The organism is Variovorax sp. 3319, from assembly GCF_031456585.1.
Lineage (GTDB): Bacteria > Pseudomonadota > Gammaproteobacteria > Burkholderiales > Burkholderiaceae_C > Variovorax > Variovorax paradoxus_P.
Window position 1 is genome coordinate 291,501 of record NZ_JAVDUZ010000003.1, and the last position, 16,325, is coordinate 307,825.

A 16,325-nucleotide genomic window follows, 5' to 3' on the forward strand; every position below is an offset into this window, starting at 1 on the left:
CCAAACCCCGACCATTGCGGATTCTCAAGATCCAGCGACCGGAAGACCTGCAAATGACCACCCGTACCCACACCCTCGGCTTTCCGCGCATGGGCGCCAACCGGGAACTGAAGTTCGCACTCGAAAAGCACTGGCGCGGCGAAATCGACCGCGCCTCGCTCGAAGCAGTCGGCGAACAGCTGCGTGCACGCCATTGGCAGGCCCAGGCCGACGCGGGGCTCGACTACGTGACCGTCGGCGACTTTGCCTATTACGACCACGTGGCCAACCACATCCAGTTGCTCGGCTGCGAGCCGGCGCGCTTCGGCTTCAAGGGCGACGAGCCCGAACTCTCACGGTATTTCAAGATGGCCCGCGGCGTCGAAGACGAGGCCGGCCATGTGCACGATGCAGCTTGCGGCCACGGCTGCGAAGGCACCGCGGGCACCTTCGCCCTGGAGATGACCAAGTGGTTCGACACCAACTACCACTACCTCGTGCCCGAGTTCACCGCGGCCACGCAGTTCAGGCTGGCCTCGGCCCGGCTGTTCGACGAAGTGGCGCAGGCGCAGCAGGCCGGGCATGCGGTCAAGGCCGTGCTGCTCGGTCCGCTGAGCTTTCTGTACCTCGGCAAGGAGAAGGAGTCGGGCTTCGACCGCTTCTCGCTGCTCGATGCATTGCTGCCTGTTTACGAGCAGGTGCTCAATCGCCTGAAGCAGCAGGGCGTGGAGTGGGTGCAGATCGACGAGCCCATCCTGGGCCTGGACCTGCCCGATGCCTGGCGCAACGCCTTCGAGCGTGCCTACTGGCAACTGGCCCGCAGTGCACCCAAGCTGCTGCTGGCCACCTACTTCTCACCGCTTTCGGACAACCTGCGCCTGGCCTGCCAGCTGCCGGTGGCCGGCCTGCACGTGGATGCCGTGCGTTCGCCGCAAGAGTTGACGGGCGTGGCCGATTGGCTTCCGGCGCACAAGGTGCTGTCGGTGGGCATCGTCGACGGCCGCAACATCTGGCGCACCGACCCCGATGCCGCGCTTGCCACGCTGCGCCCGGCGGTCGACAAGAGCCGGGGCGAACTGTGGATTGCGCCTTCGTGCTCTCTGCTGCATGTGCCGTTCAGCCTGGCTGCCGAAGGCAAGCTCGATGCAGAGCTCAAGTCGTGGCTCGCGTTCGCGGTCGAAAAGCTCGATGAACTGCGGGTGCTGCGCACCGTGCTCGAAGCTGGCGAAGACTCCGTGGCTGAAGAACTGAACGCCGCGCGTACCGCCGTGGCCGCACGGCGCAGCAGCCCCCGCGTGCACCGTGTAGATGTGGCGCTGCGGCTTGCGCGCAGCGTGGCGGGCGACGACCAGCGCGCGTCCGCCTTCACCCAGCGCCAATCGGTGCAGCGCGCGCGCTTCGCGTTGCCCGCGTTGCCGACGACCACCATCGGCTCGTTCCCTCAAACCTCGGAGATTCGGGCGGCGCGCGCTGCCTTCAAGCGTGGCGAGCTCGATGCGGCGGGCTACCGCGAAAAGATGCGCGCCGAAATCGCGCTGGCCGTGCGCAAGCAGGAGGCATTGGGCATCGACGTGCTGGTGCATGGCGAAGCCGAGCGCAACGACATGGTCGAGTACTTCGGCGAACAGCTCGACGGCTTTGCGTTTACGGCCAACGGATGGGTGCAGTCTTACGGCTCGCGCTGCGTGAAGCCGCCGGTCATCTTCGGCGACGTGGCGCGTCCGGCGCCCATGACGGTCGAGTGGACCGCCTATGCACAGAGCCTCACCGAGTTGCCGATGAAGGGCATGCTGACCGGCCCCGTCACCATCCTGCAATGGTCGTTCGTGCGCGACGACCAGCCGCGCGCCACCACTTGCGAGCAGATTGCCTGGGCGATCCGCGACGAGGTGGTCGATCTTGAAGGCGCCGGCATCGGCATCATCCAGATCGACGAGCCCGCAATCCGCGAAGGCTTGCCGCTGCGCCGTGCGGGCTGGCCGGCTTACCTGAAGTCGGCCACGCGCGCGTTCCGCATCAGCGCTTCGGGTGTGCGCGACGAGACGCAGATCCACACCCACATGTGCTATTCGGAGTTCAACGACATCCTGCCGGAAATCGCCGCAATGGATGCCGATGTGATCACCATCGAGACCAGCCGTTCCGACATGGAGCTGCTGCGGGGGTTCGGTGGCGAGAACAGTGCGGGCGGCTTCCGCTACCCGAACGAGATCGGCCCTGGCGTGTACGACATCCATTCGCCACGTGTGCCTTCGGTGGACGAAATCGTGCGCCTCATGCGCAAGGCCGCGGGCGTGGTGCCGCTGGAGAACCTCTGGATCAACCCCGACTGCGGCCTGAAGACCCGCGGCTGGCCCGAGACGGAGGCCGCGCTGTCGAACATGGTGACGGCTGCGAAGCTGCTGCGTGAGGAACTGGCCATCGCCTGAAGCGGAGTGCGGTCGTGGCAAGCGCCAATAATGGCGCCATGACCGCTTTCCCAATCGTTGCCAGACGTTCCCTCTTCGCGCCCTTTCTTCTGCTCCTGCCGTTGCTGCTGGCCCCGGCAATGGCCCGTGCGCAAGACCGCGCCCAAGCGCTGCTGCAGTTCGAAGGCGTGCAGGCGCGCTACCAGGCCGCCTATGCGCCGGGCGCGGTGGCGCGCGATGCACGCGAGTTGCTGGAGCCTGCCGACCAGGCCATTGCCGACAACGCACTCAAGGCGCTGGATGGGGCCGCTGCCCGGTCTTTCGATGTAGCGGCATCCGTTGCCGCCATCCGGCAGGAAGTAGCCGCGGCAGGCAAGGGTGCAACCGCGCCGGGCCCGCAGGTGTTGGCGGCGGTGGCCCGCTTCGCGCAACTGCGTGCCGACTACGCCGCGAAAGACCAGGCGGCAAAGTTTGAGTTCTTCAACCGCGAACGCGCGAAGCCGGCCGATCCTGCACGCACCGAGCTTCTCGAGCGCATGGCCGTGGCCGACCTGCGGGAAGTCGACTTCTCAAGCCAGCTGCTGCTGAGCTCCGTCGTCAAGCAATTGGCCCGAGGCAATGCCGGCCAGTTCACATCGTTGCCTGACAGAACGCTCGACATGGCGGTTGACACACTGTGGTCGCGCGGCGTTACGTCGCCGCGTCCGCGCAACCTGTTGACCGTGGCGCGCGAACTCGAAAAGCAGGTGACGCAGGCATTGCTCGCGGCACTGCCCGATGCAGACGTGGCTGCCTTGCTTGCCTGGCGCAACGACTCGCATGCCGCGGCCGAGCGCGAAGCGTTGGTGGGCGCCTACCGGGCAGAGGTCAAGGCAAGCGGCGCCGTGGCAATCCGGACGCTGGTGCGCGGCTGGCCCCGCTCTTGAGCGCGGAGCGCGCCGTGCCGTATTTATCGGGCGCTGCGGCATATGGCATGAAGCGGCTCTGGTTTTCGTCCACCTCGAGCGGACGGCCGACGAACGGAAAGGCGCGTTGCGGGCAGGCTTCGCGCTCGCACACCTTGCAGCCGGCTCCAATGGGGGTCGGCACATCGGGGTCGCGCAGGTCCAGGCCCTTGGAGTAGACGAGCCGCGTTGCGTGGCTGATGTCGCAGCCCAGGCCGATGGAAAAGGTCTTGTTGGGCGAGCCGTAGCCGCGGAACCCGTGCGACACCGTGCGCGCAATCCAGAGATAGGCACGGCCGTCGGGCATGCGCGCGAGTTGGGTGAGCACGCGGCCGGGCTGCGCAAAGGCTTCGTACACGTTCCATAGCGGACAGGTGCCGCCGGTCTTCGAAAAGTGAAAGTGCGTGGCCGATTGCCGCTTCGATATATTGCCCGCCCGGTCGACGCGAATCAGGAAGAAAGGCACGCCGCGCGCTTCGGGCCGCTGCAGCGAGCTGAGCCGGTGGCAGATGGTCTCGAAGCCCACGCCAAAGCGCCTCGCCAGCTGGTCGATGTCGTAGCGCAGCTGCTCGGCTGCTTCGAGAAATATCCCGTAGGGCAAGAGCAGGGCGGCGGCAAAGTAGTTGGCCAGGCCTATGCGCGCGAGGGAGCGAGCGGTATCGCTCGAGAGCGGCGCCTCGGCCACGAGCTGGTCGATGAGGCCGCCCACTTCAAGGAACGCGAGCTGCGTTGCAAGCTGAAAAGCGTGCTGGCCCGGCTCCAGGTAGCGGGAAAGCCGCAGCACACGTGTGGCCGGGTCGTAGCGGCGTTGCGCACCGCCTTCGTCGTCTTCGGCAGGAACCACCTGCACGCCGTGGGCCTCCAGCAGCCGCTGCGCGAGCCGGTCGCCGGGGCTGCTTTCGCGCAGCCGCCATTGCGCGGAGAAGGCCTCGGCCGCGGCATCGAGCGGCGCAATGTGGTTCTGGTGTGCAAAGAAAAAGTCGCGCACCTCTTCGAAGGGCATGGGCCGAGCCTGCGGCATGCGTGCAAGGTCGCCGCGGCCGTCGCCCAGTTCGGCAGCCAGTGCTTCGAGCCGTTCGGTCGCGTCGCGGTGCCGCTGGTGCAGCGCCACCAGTGCGCGGCCCACGGCCGGCATTTGCGTGGCCACCTCGCGCAGTTCGGCAAGCGCGACCGCGTCGCCGCCTGGGTTGTCCGCAAGCGCTTCGCGCAGGCTTGCAACAAGGCGCGCCTCTTCGTCTTCAGAGAACGCCTGGATGTCGACACCCAACGTGGCATGGAGCCGCAGCAGCACCGGCACGGTGAGCGGACGCTGGTTCTGCTCGATCTGGTTCAGGTAGCTCGGCGACAGGCCCAGCTGCTGCGCCAGCGCGAACTGGCTCAGGCCGCGCTCTTCGCGCAGGCTTCTGAGGCGCACGCCCATGAAGGTCTTCTTCATCTTCAATCCGTTCTTCGCAAGATTCGCAAAATCGCGGGTGCGGTCTTCGCAATCATTCGCCAATTCAGTCCTTCATTATGGGCACGATCTTGCGTAAATTGCGAATATGCAAAACGCACGCGGCACAGTCCGATCGATCGAGGTGGTGTTCCCTGAACACACCAATCACTACGGCACCCTGTTCGGTGGGCAGGCGCTGCAGCTGCTGTCCAAGGTGGCGTTTCTCTCCGGCCGCAGCTTTGCGCGCGGCGACGTGGTGATGGCGCGCTGCGGCGAGGTGCTGTTCCATGCGCCGGTGCGGCTGGGCAGCACCCTGGTGCTCGATACGCATGTTTCGCGTGTGGGCCGCAGTTCGCTCACGGTGCGCGTTGCCGGCAGCGTGCAAGACGTGGTCACCGATGCGCTAACGCGTGTGCTCGACGGCGAATTCGAAATGGTGGCGGTCGACGCCGTCGGGCGTCCGGTGCGGCTGGCAAACCCGCCGCACCTTCATGAACAGACACTCGAGGAGACGGTATGACACTGATCGCAGAGAACGCGCCCGCAACCGGCTTCAAGCCGAAGAAATCCGTGGCGCTTTCGGGCGTGACCGCAGGCAACACCGCGCTGTGCACCGTGGGGCGCACCGGCAATGACTTGCACTACCGAGGCTACGACATCCTCGACATTGCCGACGTCTGCGAGTTCGAGGAAATTGCGCACCTGCTGGTGCACGGCAAGCTGCCTACAGCTTCGGAGTTGCGTGCCTACAAGGCCCGCCTGAAGGCAATGCGCGGCCTGCCCGCGAGCGTGAAGGAATCGCTGGAGCGCCTGCCCGCCAGTGCGCATCCGATGGACGTGATGCGCACCGGGGTCTCGGCGCTCGGCTGCGTGTTGCCCGAGAAAGACGACCACTCGCTGCCCGGTGCACGCGACATTGCCGACCGGCTGATGGCATCGCTGGGCTCGATGCTGCTCTATTGGTATCACTGGTCCACGCAGGGCAGACGCATCGATGTGGAGACGGACGACGATTCGATCGGCGCGCACTTCCTGCACCTGCTGCACGGCCGCGCGCCTTCCGCAAACTGGGAGCGCGCCATGCACACCTCGCTCAACCTGTATGCCGAGCACGAGTTCAACGCATCGACCTTTACCGCGCGCGTGGTGGCCGGCACGGGCTCCGATGTGTATTCGGCCATTACCGGCGCCATTGGTGCACTGCGCGGGCCCAGGCACGGCGGTGCCAACGAAGTGGCCTTCGAGATACAGAAGCGCTACGACACGCCCGACGAGGCCGAGGCGGACATTCGCCGCCGGGTGGAAGCCAGGGAGGTCGTCATCGGCTTCGGGCACCCGGTCTACACCGTGTCGGACCCGCGCAATGCGGTGATCAAACGGGTGGCCAGGCAGCTATCGGACGAGGCCGGCTCCACGCGCATGTTCGACATTGCGGAGCGCATCGAAAGCGTGATGTGGAACGCCAAGAAGATGTTCCCCAACCTCGACTGGTTCAGCGCCGTTAGCTATCACATGCTCGGCGTGCCCACTGCCATGTTCACGCCGCTCTTCGTGATTGCGCGCACCAGCGGTTGGGCTGCCCACATCATCGAGCAGCGGCAGGACAACAAGATCATCAGGCCGAGCGCCAACTACACCGGGCCTGAAGACCTGGCCTTCGTGCCGATCTCAGACCGCCGCTGAACGCGCGCACGCAAGCCAGCACCGTTACCGCAACAGAGAAGAACCATGTCCGCTCACATCAGCAACGTCCGCCCCGAACCCGACCAGGTGCTGGTCGACATCGTCGACTACGTGCTCGACCACCAGCAGATCACCAGCGCGCTGGCGTACGAAACAGCGCGCCACTGCCTGATCGACACGCTCGGCTGCGGGCTTGAAGCGCTCGAGTACCCGGCCTGCACCAAGCTGCTCGGCCCGGTCGTGCCCGGCACCGTGGTGCCGCATGGTGCGAAGGTGCCAGGCACGCCGTACCAGCTCGACCCCGTTCAGGCGGCCTTCAACATTGGCACGATGATTCGATGGCTCGACTTCAACGACACCTGGCTTGCAGCGGAGTGGGGCCATCCGAGCGACAACCTGGGCGGCATTCTTGCCACTGCCGATTGGCTCAGCCGCAATGCCGTGGCCGCAGGGCGCAAGCCGCTGGTAATGCGCGACGTGCTCACCGCCATGATCCAGGCGCATGAGATCCAGGGCTGCCTTGCGCTGGAGAATTCGTTCAACAAGGTGGGGCTCGATCACGTGGTGCTGGTGAAGGTGGCTTCGACCGCGGTGGTGGCGCGCCTGATGGGCCTGTCGCGCGACGAGATCGTCAACGCCGTGTCGCTGGCCTGGGTGGACGGGCAAAGCCTGCGCACCTATCGCCATGCACCCAACACCGGCAGCCGCAAGAGCTGGGCCGCGGGCGACGCCACCAGCCGCGCGGTGCGTCTTGCGCTCATCGCCAAGACCGGAGAGATGGGCTACCCCAGCGTGCTCACGGCCAAGACCTGGGGCTTCTACGATGTGCTGTTCAAGGGCCAGCCCTTCAAGTTCCAGCGGCCGTATGCAAGCTATGTGATGGAGAACGTGTTGTTCAAGATCAGCTTTCCGGCGGAGTTTCATAGCCAGACGGCGGTGGAGGCGGCCATGGCGCTGCATGCGCAGCTCAAGCAGGCCGGCAAGACCGTGGAAGATATCGAGCGCGTGACCATCCGCACGCATGAGGCGTGCATTCGCATCATCGACAAGAAAGGGCCGCTCGCCAATCCGGCGGACCGCGACCATTGCATCCAGTACATGGTGGCGGTGCCGATGATCTTCGGCCGCCTCACGGCCCCCGACTATGAAGACAGCGTGGCGAGCGACCCGCGCATCGATGCGTTGCGCGACAAGATCGTGTGCGTGGAAGACCCGCGCTTCACGGCCGACTATCACGACCCCGAGAAGCGCAGCATTGCCAATGCGCTGACCGTGGCGTTCAAGGACGGCACCGGCTTTTCAGAAGCGGTCGTCGAATATCCCATCGGCCACAGGCGCCGCCGCATAGATGGCATTCCGCTGCTCGAAGCCAAGTTCCGCACCAACCTGGCACGCCGCTTTGCGCACAGGCAGCAGCAGGCCATCCTCGATGTGTCGCTCGATGCAAAGAAGCTCGAGGCCATGCCGGTGCATGAGTATGTCGATCTGTACGCCGCCTGAGCCGATGCAAGCGAACACCGAACCCACCAAGAAAGTGCTGCGCCGCCTGGCCGAGGCGCGCCGCGGCGTGCTGGTGCCTGGCGCGTTCAATGCACTGTCGGCCCGGGTGATCGAAGACCTCGGGTTCGAGGCGATCTACGTCACGGGTGCCGGCGTTACCAACATGCACTTCGGGTTGCCCGACCAGGCCTTCATGGGCTTGCATGAGATAGCCGAGCACACTGCGCGAATTCGCGATGCCGTGAACCTGCCGCTGCTGGTCGATGCCGACACCGGGTTTGGCAACGCGCTCAACGTGCGGCACGCGGTGCGTGTGCTGGAGCGGGCAGGGGCCGACTGCATCCAGCTGGAAGACCAGGTCAGCCCCAAGCGCTGCGGCCACTTTGCGGGCAAGGCGGTCATCGACACGGCCGAGATGCTCGGCAAGATCAAGGCCGCGGCCGATGCCCGCACCGATGCCGACCTGCTCATCATGGCCCGCACCGATGCAGCGGCGGTGCACGGCTTCGAGGCCGCCATCGAGCGCGCGCAGCAGTTCAGCGAGGCGGGTGCCGACATTCTCTTTGTCGAGGCGGTCACCAAAGCCGAAGAAGTGCTCGTCTTGCCGCGGCGGCTGGCCAAGCCCCAACTCATGAACATGGTGATCGGCGGCAAGACACCGACTTTTGGCGCCGAAGAGCTCGGCGCCCTCGGCTACGGGCTGGTCCTGTATGCCAACGCGGCATTGCAGGGCGCGGTCGCTGGCATGCAACGTGCGTTGACCGTTTTGCGTGATACTCGCCGCCTCGATGAAGACCCGGCTCTCGTGGCTTCATTTGCCGAACGGCAGCGGCTGGTCGGCAAGCACGAACTCGACGAGCTAGAGAAAAAGTACGCCGGCTGAACCAAATTTCTTAAACGAGATGTGCACTTTCGCCCTCTCATCGGAAAGTTCCGCGTCATTGTTTCAGTTTCATGAACACTGCGATTCGATTGGCTAGGGTTTTCCCTTGTAATCGTGGTGCAAACTTCAGGGCATCCAAAGCCCAATCAAGAAGGAAATTGAAATGAAGACCTCGAACATCCTCGCCGCCGCTGCTCTCTCCCTGCTCGCCGCCGCTGGCGCCCACGCAGAAACGTACGAAGGCGTGCAGCCCCTGACTTCCGGCTATAGCCGCGCCGACGTGGCGCCCCAAGCCGCCGCCGCAGCCCGCGAAGGCAACGTGTACAGCGATGCCGCTTCGGCTACCGTGGCGCCCGTGCTGGCTGCTTCGACCGACCGCGCCGCAGTGCGTAGCGAAGCCGTTGCCGCGGCACATGCCCCCGGACAGAACCTGCGCCGCGAAGCCTTCGCAGGCAGCGTGGTTCCGTCGCAAGCGCGCAGCTTCACGCGTCAAGCCGGCCTGTAAAAAGGGCCAGGCACGGGAACAGCGGCACCGGGCCGCCTGTTCCCGGCAGCACAAAAAGCCGGACGATGCCATTGGCGCCGTCCGGCTTTTTGCATTTGTCGTCAAGGGCCCGGCAAGCCGCGAGGTGGGCCTGGAGCGGGAGCATTTTCGGGCGCGGCGACCATTGGTTACCGGCCATCGCGTTACCGGAAGTTTCACTGGGCGGGGAGGGTTGGTCGGGGGCGTCCGGGCGGGAGCGCCGGTGTAGACTGCCAGGTTTTTCGTTCAGGGGTATGGCGCACGTTTCACAGCGCACAGTTTTCAACGGTTCGGCGCTTGTTCGCTTGCTTTCGCGACTGGCCGATACGGACCTGCGCGAACCCCGACAAGCCACCGCGGACCGATTGAGCCAATGGTTCGGCTGGACCGATGCCATTTCGCTGTCCGCGGCGCTGGACGGCGTTCCGGCGGCTGCCTCTTCGCGTCTGCGTCCTGGCGCCAACGCCGAGGAGCGGGAGTGCGCCGGTGCGCGCACTGCGCTGGCCAAGGCCATTGCCGAAGATACCGCCGTGGCGGCAGCGACCGAGTTCGCGCCGTTTCGCCGTCGCTACCTTGCCCTTCAGCAGGCCATGGAAGCGGGCATCGGCCCCTTGCGCGGGCGCCTTCGGGCTGCGCTGGCGGCCAGGTCGACGGCCATGGCCCGGCTGGCCGCCGTCGACGTGGTCATGGAACAAGTGCTGGCTGCGCGCGAGCACAGCCTTTTGGCCGGTGTGCCCGCCCTGCTCGAAAAACATTTCACCCGCTTGAGCGAGGACGGCCTGTCGATGGCAGCCGAGCCCGCCAGCGAGGCCCAGGCCGGCGAGTGGCTGCGTGTGTTCCGCAAGGACATGAAGAACGTGCTGCTCGCCGAACTGGACTTCCGATTTCAACCTGTGGAAGGGCTTCTTGAAGCCTTTCGCGAGGCAACCAGAGTGCCATGACCAGATTTCTTCAATACGCTGTTTTTGCCGCCGGCCTTGCCGCCGTGTGCTGGGTTGGCGCGGGCTACGTCGGCTCCAGCCATCCGCTGGCGCTTTCGATCACGGTGCTGGTGGGGGCGTTCTATCTCATGGGCGTGGTGGAGCTGCATCGCTTCAGGCAGGCCACCTCCACCCTGGCACGTGCCGTGGGGGCGCTGACCGAAGCGCCGGCCAACCTGGGCTCGTGGCTCGAGCAGCTGCATCCGTCGCTGCGCAATGCGGTGCGCTTGCGCATCGAGGGCGAGCGCGTCGGCTTGCCCGGCCCCTCGCTCACACCCTACCTTGCCGGACTGCTGGTGCTGCTGGGCATGCTGGGCACTTTTCTGGGCATGGTGGTTACGCTGAACGGCACCGGCATGGCGCTGGAAAGCGCCACCGACCTGCAGGCCATCCGCGCCTCGCTCTCCGCGCCTGTGAAGGGCCTGGGGCTGGCGTTCGGCACGTCGGTGGCGGGCGTGGCCGCCTCTGCAATGCTGGGCCTGGCTTCGGCGCTGTGCCGGCGCGAGCGGCTGCAGGCCGGGCAGATGCTCGACACCAGGATTGCGACCACCTTGCGCGTGTACTCGCTGGTGCATCAGCGCGAGGCGTCGTTCCAGCTGCTCGAACGGCAGGCCGAGGCCATGCCTGTGCTGGTCGACCAGCTGCAAGCCATGCTGACTGCCATGGAGCGCCAGAGCCAGGCGCTGAACGAGCGCCTGATCACCAGCCAGGAGCACTTTCACAGCAAGGCCGAGGCGGTGTATGCGGGCCTGGCCTCGTCGGTCGACCAATCGCTGAAGCAAAGCCTGACCGAAAGCGCCCGCATTGCCGGCGCAACGATCCAGCCCGTCGTCGAAGCCACCATGGCCGGCATCGCGCGCGAGACGGCCTCGTTGCACGGCACGGTGGCAAACACTGTGCAGCAGCAGCTCGAAGGCCTTTCAGGCCGCTTCGAGGCGACCACGGCCACCGTGGCAGACACATGGAAGGCTGCGCTGGCTGAACACCAGCGCAGCAATGAGGCGCTGGCCGAAGACCTGCGTGTCTCGCAAGCGCGCTTTGCCGAAACCTTCGAGCAACGCTCGGCCTCGCTGGTGGAAAGCGTGTCCGCGCGGCTCGAAAGCACGGTCGGCAGCGTGTCCGACACATGGGGCAGCGCGCTCGCAGAGCACCAGCGCGCCAGCGAAAAACTGTCGGGCGACACGCAGCAGTCGCTCGCGGCTGCCGCAGCCACCTTCGAGCAGCACTCCGCATCGCTGCTGCGGACGGTAGGCGAGGCGCATGCCGGCCTGCAAACCGACATGGCATCGCGCGACGAGCAGCGGCTGTCGGCGTGGACCGCGGCGCTGTCGTCAATGGCTGCATCGCTGCAGCAAGAATGGCAGAAGGCGGGCGCGAACACGGCCGGCCAGCAGCAACAGCTCTTCGAAACCCTGGCGCAAACTGCGCGCGATATGTCGGCACAGGCGCAAGCGCATGCGAAGAGCACGGTTGAAGAAATCGCGCAACTGCTGCAAGCCGCTTCCGACGCACCGCGCGTCGCGGCCGAGGTGGTGGCCGAACTCCGGCAGAAGCTCTCAGACAGCATGGCGCGCGACAACGCAATGCTGGAAGAGCGCAGCCGCATCATGGAAACGCTCGGCACCTTGCTCGACGCCGTGAACCACGCCTCCACCGAGCAGCGCTCGGCAGTCGATGCGCTGGTCGGCGCGTCGGCCGATGTGCTCGAACGCGTAGGCAGCCGATTCACCGAAAAGGTCGAGTCCGAAACCGGAAAGCTCGAGAGCGTTGCCGCGCAGATCACCGGCAGCGCCGTCGAGGTGGCAAGCCTTGGCGAAGCCTTCGGGTTTGCGGTGCAGCAATTCAGCGAATCGAACGACAAGCTGGTGGCGCATCTGCAGCGCGTTGAAGGCGCGCTGGGCAAATCCATTGCGCGCAGCGACGAGCAACTGGCCTACTACGTTGCGCAGGCGCGAGAGGTCATCGACCTCAGCATCATGTCGCAGAAGCAGATCGTCGAAGACCTGCAGCAGATTGCCAGCCGGCAAGCCGCGGTGGGCAGCGAAGCATGATGGGTGAAGAAGCCGACGGCGGACTGGAACCGAGCGTTCCGGTTTGGGCGGTTTTCGGCGACCTGATGGCGGGCCTGGTCGGCGCCTTTGTGCTCATTCTGGTGGGCGCGCTCGGCATGCAGCTGGACCTTGCGGCCAAGCTCGAAGCCGAAGTGCAGCAGCGGCAGGCTGAAACCCAGCGCCGCGAAGCGCTCGAACAAGCCCTGGCCGGGCCGCTTGCGGCGGGCCGGGTTACGCTGAACAACGGGCGGATCGGCATCAGCGGCAGCGTGCTGTTTGCCTTCAACTCCGCCGACCTGCAACCCGAAGGCCGCCAATTGCTCAAGAGCCTGGCCGCGCCGGTGGCGGCCTACCTTCGCGCCCGCGACGAAGTGCTGATGGTGAGCGGCTTCACCGACGACCGCCAGATGCGGCAGTCGAAAGACGGCAACCGCCCGTTCGCCGACAACTGGGAGCTTTCGGCCCAACGGGCGCTCACGGTCACGCGGGCGCTCATCGAAGAGGGCATTCCCTCGTCGTCGGTGTTTGCCGCGGCGTTCGGATCGGAGCAGGCGGTGGCGTCCAACGCCGATGCCGAAGGCCGGTCGAAGAACCGGCGCGTCGAAATGGCGCCCACGCCAAGGCAATCGAACGCCACCACCAAGCGCCCGTGAGCGAGCACACCGACCCCGTTGCAATGATCGGCGCCTGGCGCGCGCGGGGGCAGCACCGCGCCGACCCGGTGCGCTTTCATTTCATGGAGGCGCTGGCCAGGCGCGCGGCTGCGCACCAGGGCGAAGCGCGGCGCATCCTCGATGAAAAGCTCGCCGGCCTGGCCGCGGCCTATGGCGAGAAGCTTGAGAAAGCCCGGCAGGGCAGCGAGAGCGCGCCGGCGTCGCCTGCTGCGAGGCAAGTGCCGGCAGGCCCGCCCGGGCGCGGCGCGCTTGCGGAACTGGTCGACCACATCGGGCGGCATGCACCGGCCATCGTCGGTGCTGCCGGGGCAACATCAATCGCAACGGCAGACGAAACCCTGCACGGCCTCGCACCGGCCCCTGCCGAACTGAAGACCCTCAGCTATTTCAAGAGCACCTGGTCGCGGCTCAGCGCCGAGCGGCGGCTGACGCAGTCGCTCGCCAAGGTGCCCGACAACGCGGGCCCGCTCAACTCGCACCACCTGGTGCACCGGTCGCTGCTGTTGATGCGAGATTTGTCGCCGGAGTACCTCAACCGCTTCATGAGCTACGTCGACACCTTGCTGTGGGTCGACCAGCTGAACGGTGCCGGTGCGGCCGCGCCCGTGAATGCACCGCGCGCCGAAACCCCGAAGAAGTCCGGGCGCGGCAAATCCGCCTGACGCGGGATTGGAGCTAAACACGCTGCCTGCTAGCGCAGGCCATGCGCGCGCATCGCGGCCTTGAGTCGCCGCACTTCGTGCTGCAGATCAAGAATGAGCGCGGCGGCGTCGAGGCCCACGCCAAAGTCGCGCTCCAGCCGGCGTGCTTCCAGTGCGCATTGCAGGTCGCTGCTCGAAAACTGCCAGCGCTCGGGCGGGGCATCGGCTGTAGAAATTTGCACGATGCCCACTTCGACGAGCTGCACCACCCATTCGGTGTCGGCGCCGCAGGCATGGGCCAGTTCGCTTGCGGCGAGCGGCTGCGATGCGCTGATGGCTGTTGTGACGGAAACGGTCGCCATGCTCACACTCCCAGATGCTGGCGTGGGTTGAACGAAGCCGATGCCTGGGCCAGTTGCTCGTAGGCCTTGCGGGCCGAGTCGCTGTCGGCCGGGGGCAGGGCAATATCGAGCAGCAGGTACAGGTCGCCGGGCTGCTTGCCGCCCAGGCCGCGGCCCTTGAGCCTGAGCTTGAGGCCGCTGCGCGCGTTGCGCGGCACGGTCACCTCGACCGCACCGCCCGTGGGCACAGGCACTTTCACCTGCGCTCCCAGCGCGGCTTCGGTCGGCGTAACTGGCAGCGTCATGTACAGGTCGCGCTCTTCAACGCGGTAGAGCTTGTGCGGCGCAATGCGCACTTCCAGGTACAGGTCTCCGGCCGGCTCGCCGCCATGGCCAGGCATGCCCTGTCCGGCAAGCCGGATGAATTGCCCCGGATGCATGCCGGGCGGAATCTTGACGCTGAGGGTGCGCGTCTTCAGCGCGGGGCGGCCCTGCGCGTCGGTTTCCTGCGCGCGCAGCGTGATCTCGCGCTCGGCGCCGTTGAGCGCGTCTTCGAGGGAGATCTCGATGGCCGCATGGTGGTCCTCGCCGCGCGCGCGGTAGTTGCGCCTTGCGGCGCCACGCCGCTCGGCCTCGCCGAAGAGCGAGGAAAAGAAGTCGCTGAACTCCGCGTGGTCGGCAGGCCCTTGCCCCGGGCCTCGGTGAAACTCGAAACCCGTGTCCCACCCCGGCGGCGGCTGAAAGTCGCCCTCGGGGTGTCCGCCGCGGGCCACGCGGTCGGCCAGCGCGTCGTAGGCGGCGCGCTTTTCCTTGTCGCGCAACACGTCGTTGGCTTCGTTGATGTCGCGCATGCGCTTCTCGGCGTCGGCTTCCTTGCTGACGTCGGGGTGGTACTTGCGTGCAAGCTTGCGGTAGGCCTTGCGCACCTCGTCCTCGGACGCGGTGCGATCGATGCCGAGCGTGCTGTAGTAGTCCTTGAATTCCATGGCTGTCCGTTTGAGTGAACGCCGAACAGTGCGCGCCCGCGTTGCCTACGCCAGGGCCGAATCGCCGTCGGCATGCCGCAGCAGCGGCGTTACAGCCCATTTAGGGCCATTGCGCGAAAAACGCAATGGCTGCGCGTTGCCGAGCAGACCCAGGTCGATAGGCACGCCGATCAGCGCGGCCAGCGCGTAGAGCGTGCCGCCATGCGCCACCACCAGAACCGGTGCGGGCTGCGCCAGCGCGTCGCCGAGCGCCTGCCTTTTGCGCGCGACGAACTGCGCAAGGGTTTCGCCGCCGTCGGGCTCGCAAGCCCAGTCGATGTTGACCGAAGAGGTACCGATGAGGGCGCCGAAATTGCGTTCGCGCAGTGCCGCTTGCGGCGTGGGCTCGACGCGGAGCACGGCCGCCACGGTGTGCGCGGTGTCGTGGGCCCGCCGCGCATCGCTGCAGACGATGGTGCGGATCGGCTCGCCCGCGAGCAGTTGGGCCGCGCGGGCCGCCTGCTGGAGCCCGAGCTCGCTCAGCGGCTCGTCCACGGCCTGGAAAATGCGCTGCGCATTGCGGCCGGTCTGGCCGTGGCGCAGAAAGTAGAAGTGATCGCAGGCGGGCGCCAGCGGCTGCGTGGAGGCAATGCGCACCAGCTCGTCGAGGCCGGCGGTTGCGCCATGGGGAAAAGGTGCTTGCGACATGCGGTGTGGTCAGCCTCAGCCGAACTTCATGCCCTTGGGCCGGGCCTGGAGCCGGTTGATGTAGGCATCGATCTTCGGCCGGTTGGAGCGCCCGCCGAACGCACGGTGCCAGATGAACATCGAGCCGATCATCACGTCGGCCGCGGTGAAGCGCGCACCGAAGAGATACGGCCCCTCGCCCAGCTCGCGCTCCACTGCATCCTTGGCCTGCTCGAAGTTGGTCCAGCCGCGCGCGCTGTTGTTGCTGCGCACCCCGAGCAGGCTGTCACCCATTGCGGGCTCCAGCTGCGCCGTCGAATAGACCATGAGCGACAGGTAGCGGCCGCGCTCGGGCGAATCCGCGGGCGGTGCCAACCGGGCCTGCGGAAACTTGTCGGCCACGTACATGCAGATGGCCGCGTTCTCGAACACGCGTGTGCGGCCGTCGACCAGTGCCGGCAGCTTGCCCGCGGGGTTGATCTTCAGGTACTCGGGCCTCTTGTGCGCCTTCTCGCGGATGAGGGTGGTCACGATCTCGTATTCCACACCTGCTTCGTCGAGCATCCACTTCGCAACCTGCGAGCGGCTCTGGGGGTCGAAGTACAGCTTCAGCATCGAACGGTCTCCTTTC

Annotated in this window: 16 protein-coding genes; 11 read left to right on the forward strand and 5 right to left on the reverse strand. The window is 66.3% G+C overall.

Going from position 1 to position 16,325, the window contains the following annotated elements; genetic code table 11:
* The first annotated feature begins 53 nt into the window (after positions 1 to 53).
* Both metE and J2X67_RS08560 read left to right on the forward strand, forming a co-directional pair.
* A complete protein-coding gene (metE, locus tag J2X67_RS08555; RefSeq protein ID WP_309952188.1) occupies positions 54 to 2,408 on the forward strand; it encodes a 5-methyltetrahydropteroyltriglutamate--homocysteine S-methyltransferase in 2,355 nt (784 codons plus the stop codon).
* A gap of 38 nt (positions 2,409 to 2,446) precedes the next feature.
* Complete coding sequence (locus J2X67_RS08560; RefSeq protein ID WP_309952190.1) at positions 2,447 to 3,313, forward strand: hypothetical protein; 867 nt, start codon at positions 2,447 to 2,449, stop codon at positions 3,311 to 3,313.
* Here the strand turns inward: J2X67_RS08560 and J2X67_RS08565 are convergent.
* Complete coding sequence (locus J2X67_RS08565) at positions 3,255 to 4,766, reverse strand: short-chain fatty acyl-CoA regulator family protein (RefSeq protein WP_309952191.1); 1,512 nt, start codon at positions 4,764 to 4,766, stop codon at positions 3,255 to 3,257. The genes J2X67_RS08560 and J2X67_RS08565 overlap by 59 nt on opposite strands.
* Before the next feature lie 106 nt (positions 4,767 to 4,872).
* On the opposite strand from J2X67_RS08565, the gene J2X67_RS08570 reads away from it, so the two are divergent.
* From J2X67_RS08570 to J2X67_RS08610, 9 genes are all read left to right on the forward strand, one after another.
* Positions 4,873 to 5,286, forward strand: coding sequence for a hotdog domain-containing protein (locus tag J2X67_RS08570; RefSeq protein ID WP_309952194.1), 414 nt, complete (start codon positions 4,873 to 4,875; stop codon positions 5,284 to 5,286).
* Positions 5,283 to 6,449 carry a 2-methylcitrate synthase gene (gene prpC, locus J2X67_RS08575; protein WP_309952196.1) on the forward strand — a complete coding sequence of 389 codons (1,167 nt, stop codon included), beginning with the start codon at positions 5,283 to 5,285 and terminating at the stop codon, positions 6,447 to 6,449. Before J2X67_RS08570 ends, prpC begins: the two co-directional genes overlap by 4 nt.
* A gap of 45 nt (positions 6,450 to 6,494) precedes the next feature.
* Positions 6,495 to 7,949, forward strand: a complete 1,455-nt coding sequence (locus tag J2X67_RS08580) for a bifunctional 2-methylcitrate dehydratase/aconitate hydratase (protein WP_309952197.1) — start codon at positions 6,495 to 6,497, stop codon at positions 7,947 to 7,949.
* 4 nt (positions 7,950 to 7,953) lie between these two features.
* Positions 7,954 to 8,832 (forward strand): isocitrate lyase/PEP mutase family protein, encoded by an 879-nt coding sequence (locus J2X67_RS08585; protein ID WP_309952199.1) that lies wholly within the window; start codon positions 7,954 to 7,956, stop codon positions 8,830 to 8,832.
* Between the two features lie 163 nt (positions 8,833 to 8,995).
* Positions 8,996 to 9,337, forward strand: a complete 342-nt coding sequence (locus tag J2X67_RS08590) for an alpha/beta hydrolase (RefSeq protein WP_157614522.1) — start codon at positions 8,996 to 8,998, stop codon at positions 9,335 to 9,337.
* Between the two features lie 272 nt (positions 9,338 to 9,609).
* Complete coding sequence (locus tag J2X67_RS08595; RefSeq protein WP_309952200.1) at positions 9,610 to 10,296, forward strand: DUF3348 domain-containing protein; 687 nt, start codon at positions 9,610 to 9,612, stop codon at positions 10,294 to 10,296.
* A complete protein-coding gene (locus J2X67_RS08600; protein ID WP_309952203.1) occupies positions 10,293 to 12,386 on the forward strand; it encodes a DUF802 domain-containing protein in 2,094 nt (697 codons plus the stop codon). Before J2X67_RS08595 ends, J2X67_RS08600 begins: the two co-directional genes overlap by 4 nt.
* Positions 12,386 to 13,039 carry an OmpA family protein gene (locus tag J2X67_RS08605; RefSeq protein ID WP_309952518.1) on the forward strand — a complete coding sequence of 218 codons (654 nt, stop codon included), beginning with the start codon at positions 12,386 to 12,388 and terminating at the stop codon, positions 13,037 to 13,039. The genes J2X67_RS08600 and J2X67_RS08605 overlap by 1 nt, the downstream gene beginning before the upstream one ends.
* Positions 13,040 to 13,062: 23 nt before the next feature.
* Positions 13,063 to 13,722 (forward strand): DUF2894 domain-containing protein, encoded by a 660-nt coding sequence (locus J2X67_RS08610; RefSeq protein WP_309952519.1) that lies wholly within the window; start codon positions 13,063 to 13,065, stop codon positions 13,720 to 13,722.
* Between the two features lie 29 nt (positions 13,723 to 13,751).
* On the opposite strand, the gene J2X67_RS08615 is transcribed toward J2X67_RS08610, so the two are convergent.
* Genes J2X67_RS08615 through J2X67_RS08630 form a run of 4 tightly spaced genes read right to left on the reverse strand, consistent with a single transcriptional unit; the run spans position 13,752 to position 16,309 of the window.
* Positions 13,752 to 14,063, reverse strand: a complete 312-nt coding sequence (locus tag J2X67_RS08615; protein WP_309952204.1) for a chaperone modulator CbpM — start codon at positions 14,061 to 14,063, stop codon at positions 13,752 to 13,754.
* Between the two features lie 2 nt (positions 14,064 to 14,065).
* Complete coding sequence (locus tag J2X67_RS08620; protein WP_309952205.1) at positions 14,066 to 15,028, reverse strand: DnaJ C-terminal domain-containing protein; 963 nt, start codon at positions 15,026 to 15,028, stop codon at positions 14,066 to 14,068.
* A gap of 45 nt (positions 15,029 to 15,073) precedes the next feature.
* Positions 15,074 to 15,715 carry a histidine phosphatase family protein gene (locus tag J2X67_RS08625; protein ID WP_309952206.1) on the reverse strand — a complete coding sequence of 214 codons (642 nt, stop codon included), beginning with the start codon at positions 15,713 to 15,715 and terminating at the stop codon, positions 15,074 to 15,076.
* Positions 15,716 to 15,730: 15 nt separating this feature from the next.
* Positions 15,731 to 16,309, reverse strand: a complete 579-nt coding sequence (locus J2X67_RS08630; RefSeq protein WP_309952207.1) for a glutathione S-transferase family protein — start codon at positions 16,307 to 16,309, stop codon at positions 15,731 to 15,733.
* Positions 16,310 to 16,325 lie beyond the last annotated feature (16 nt).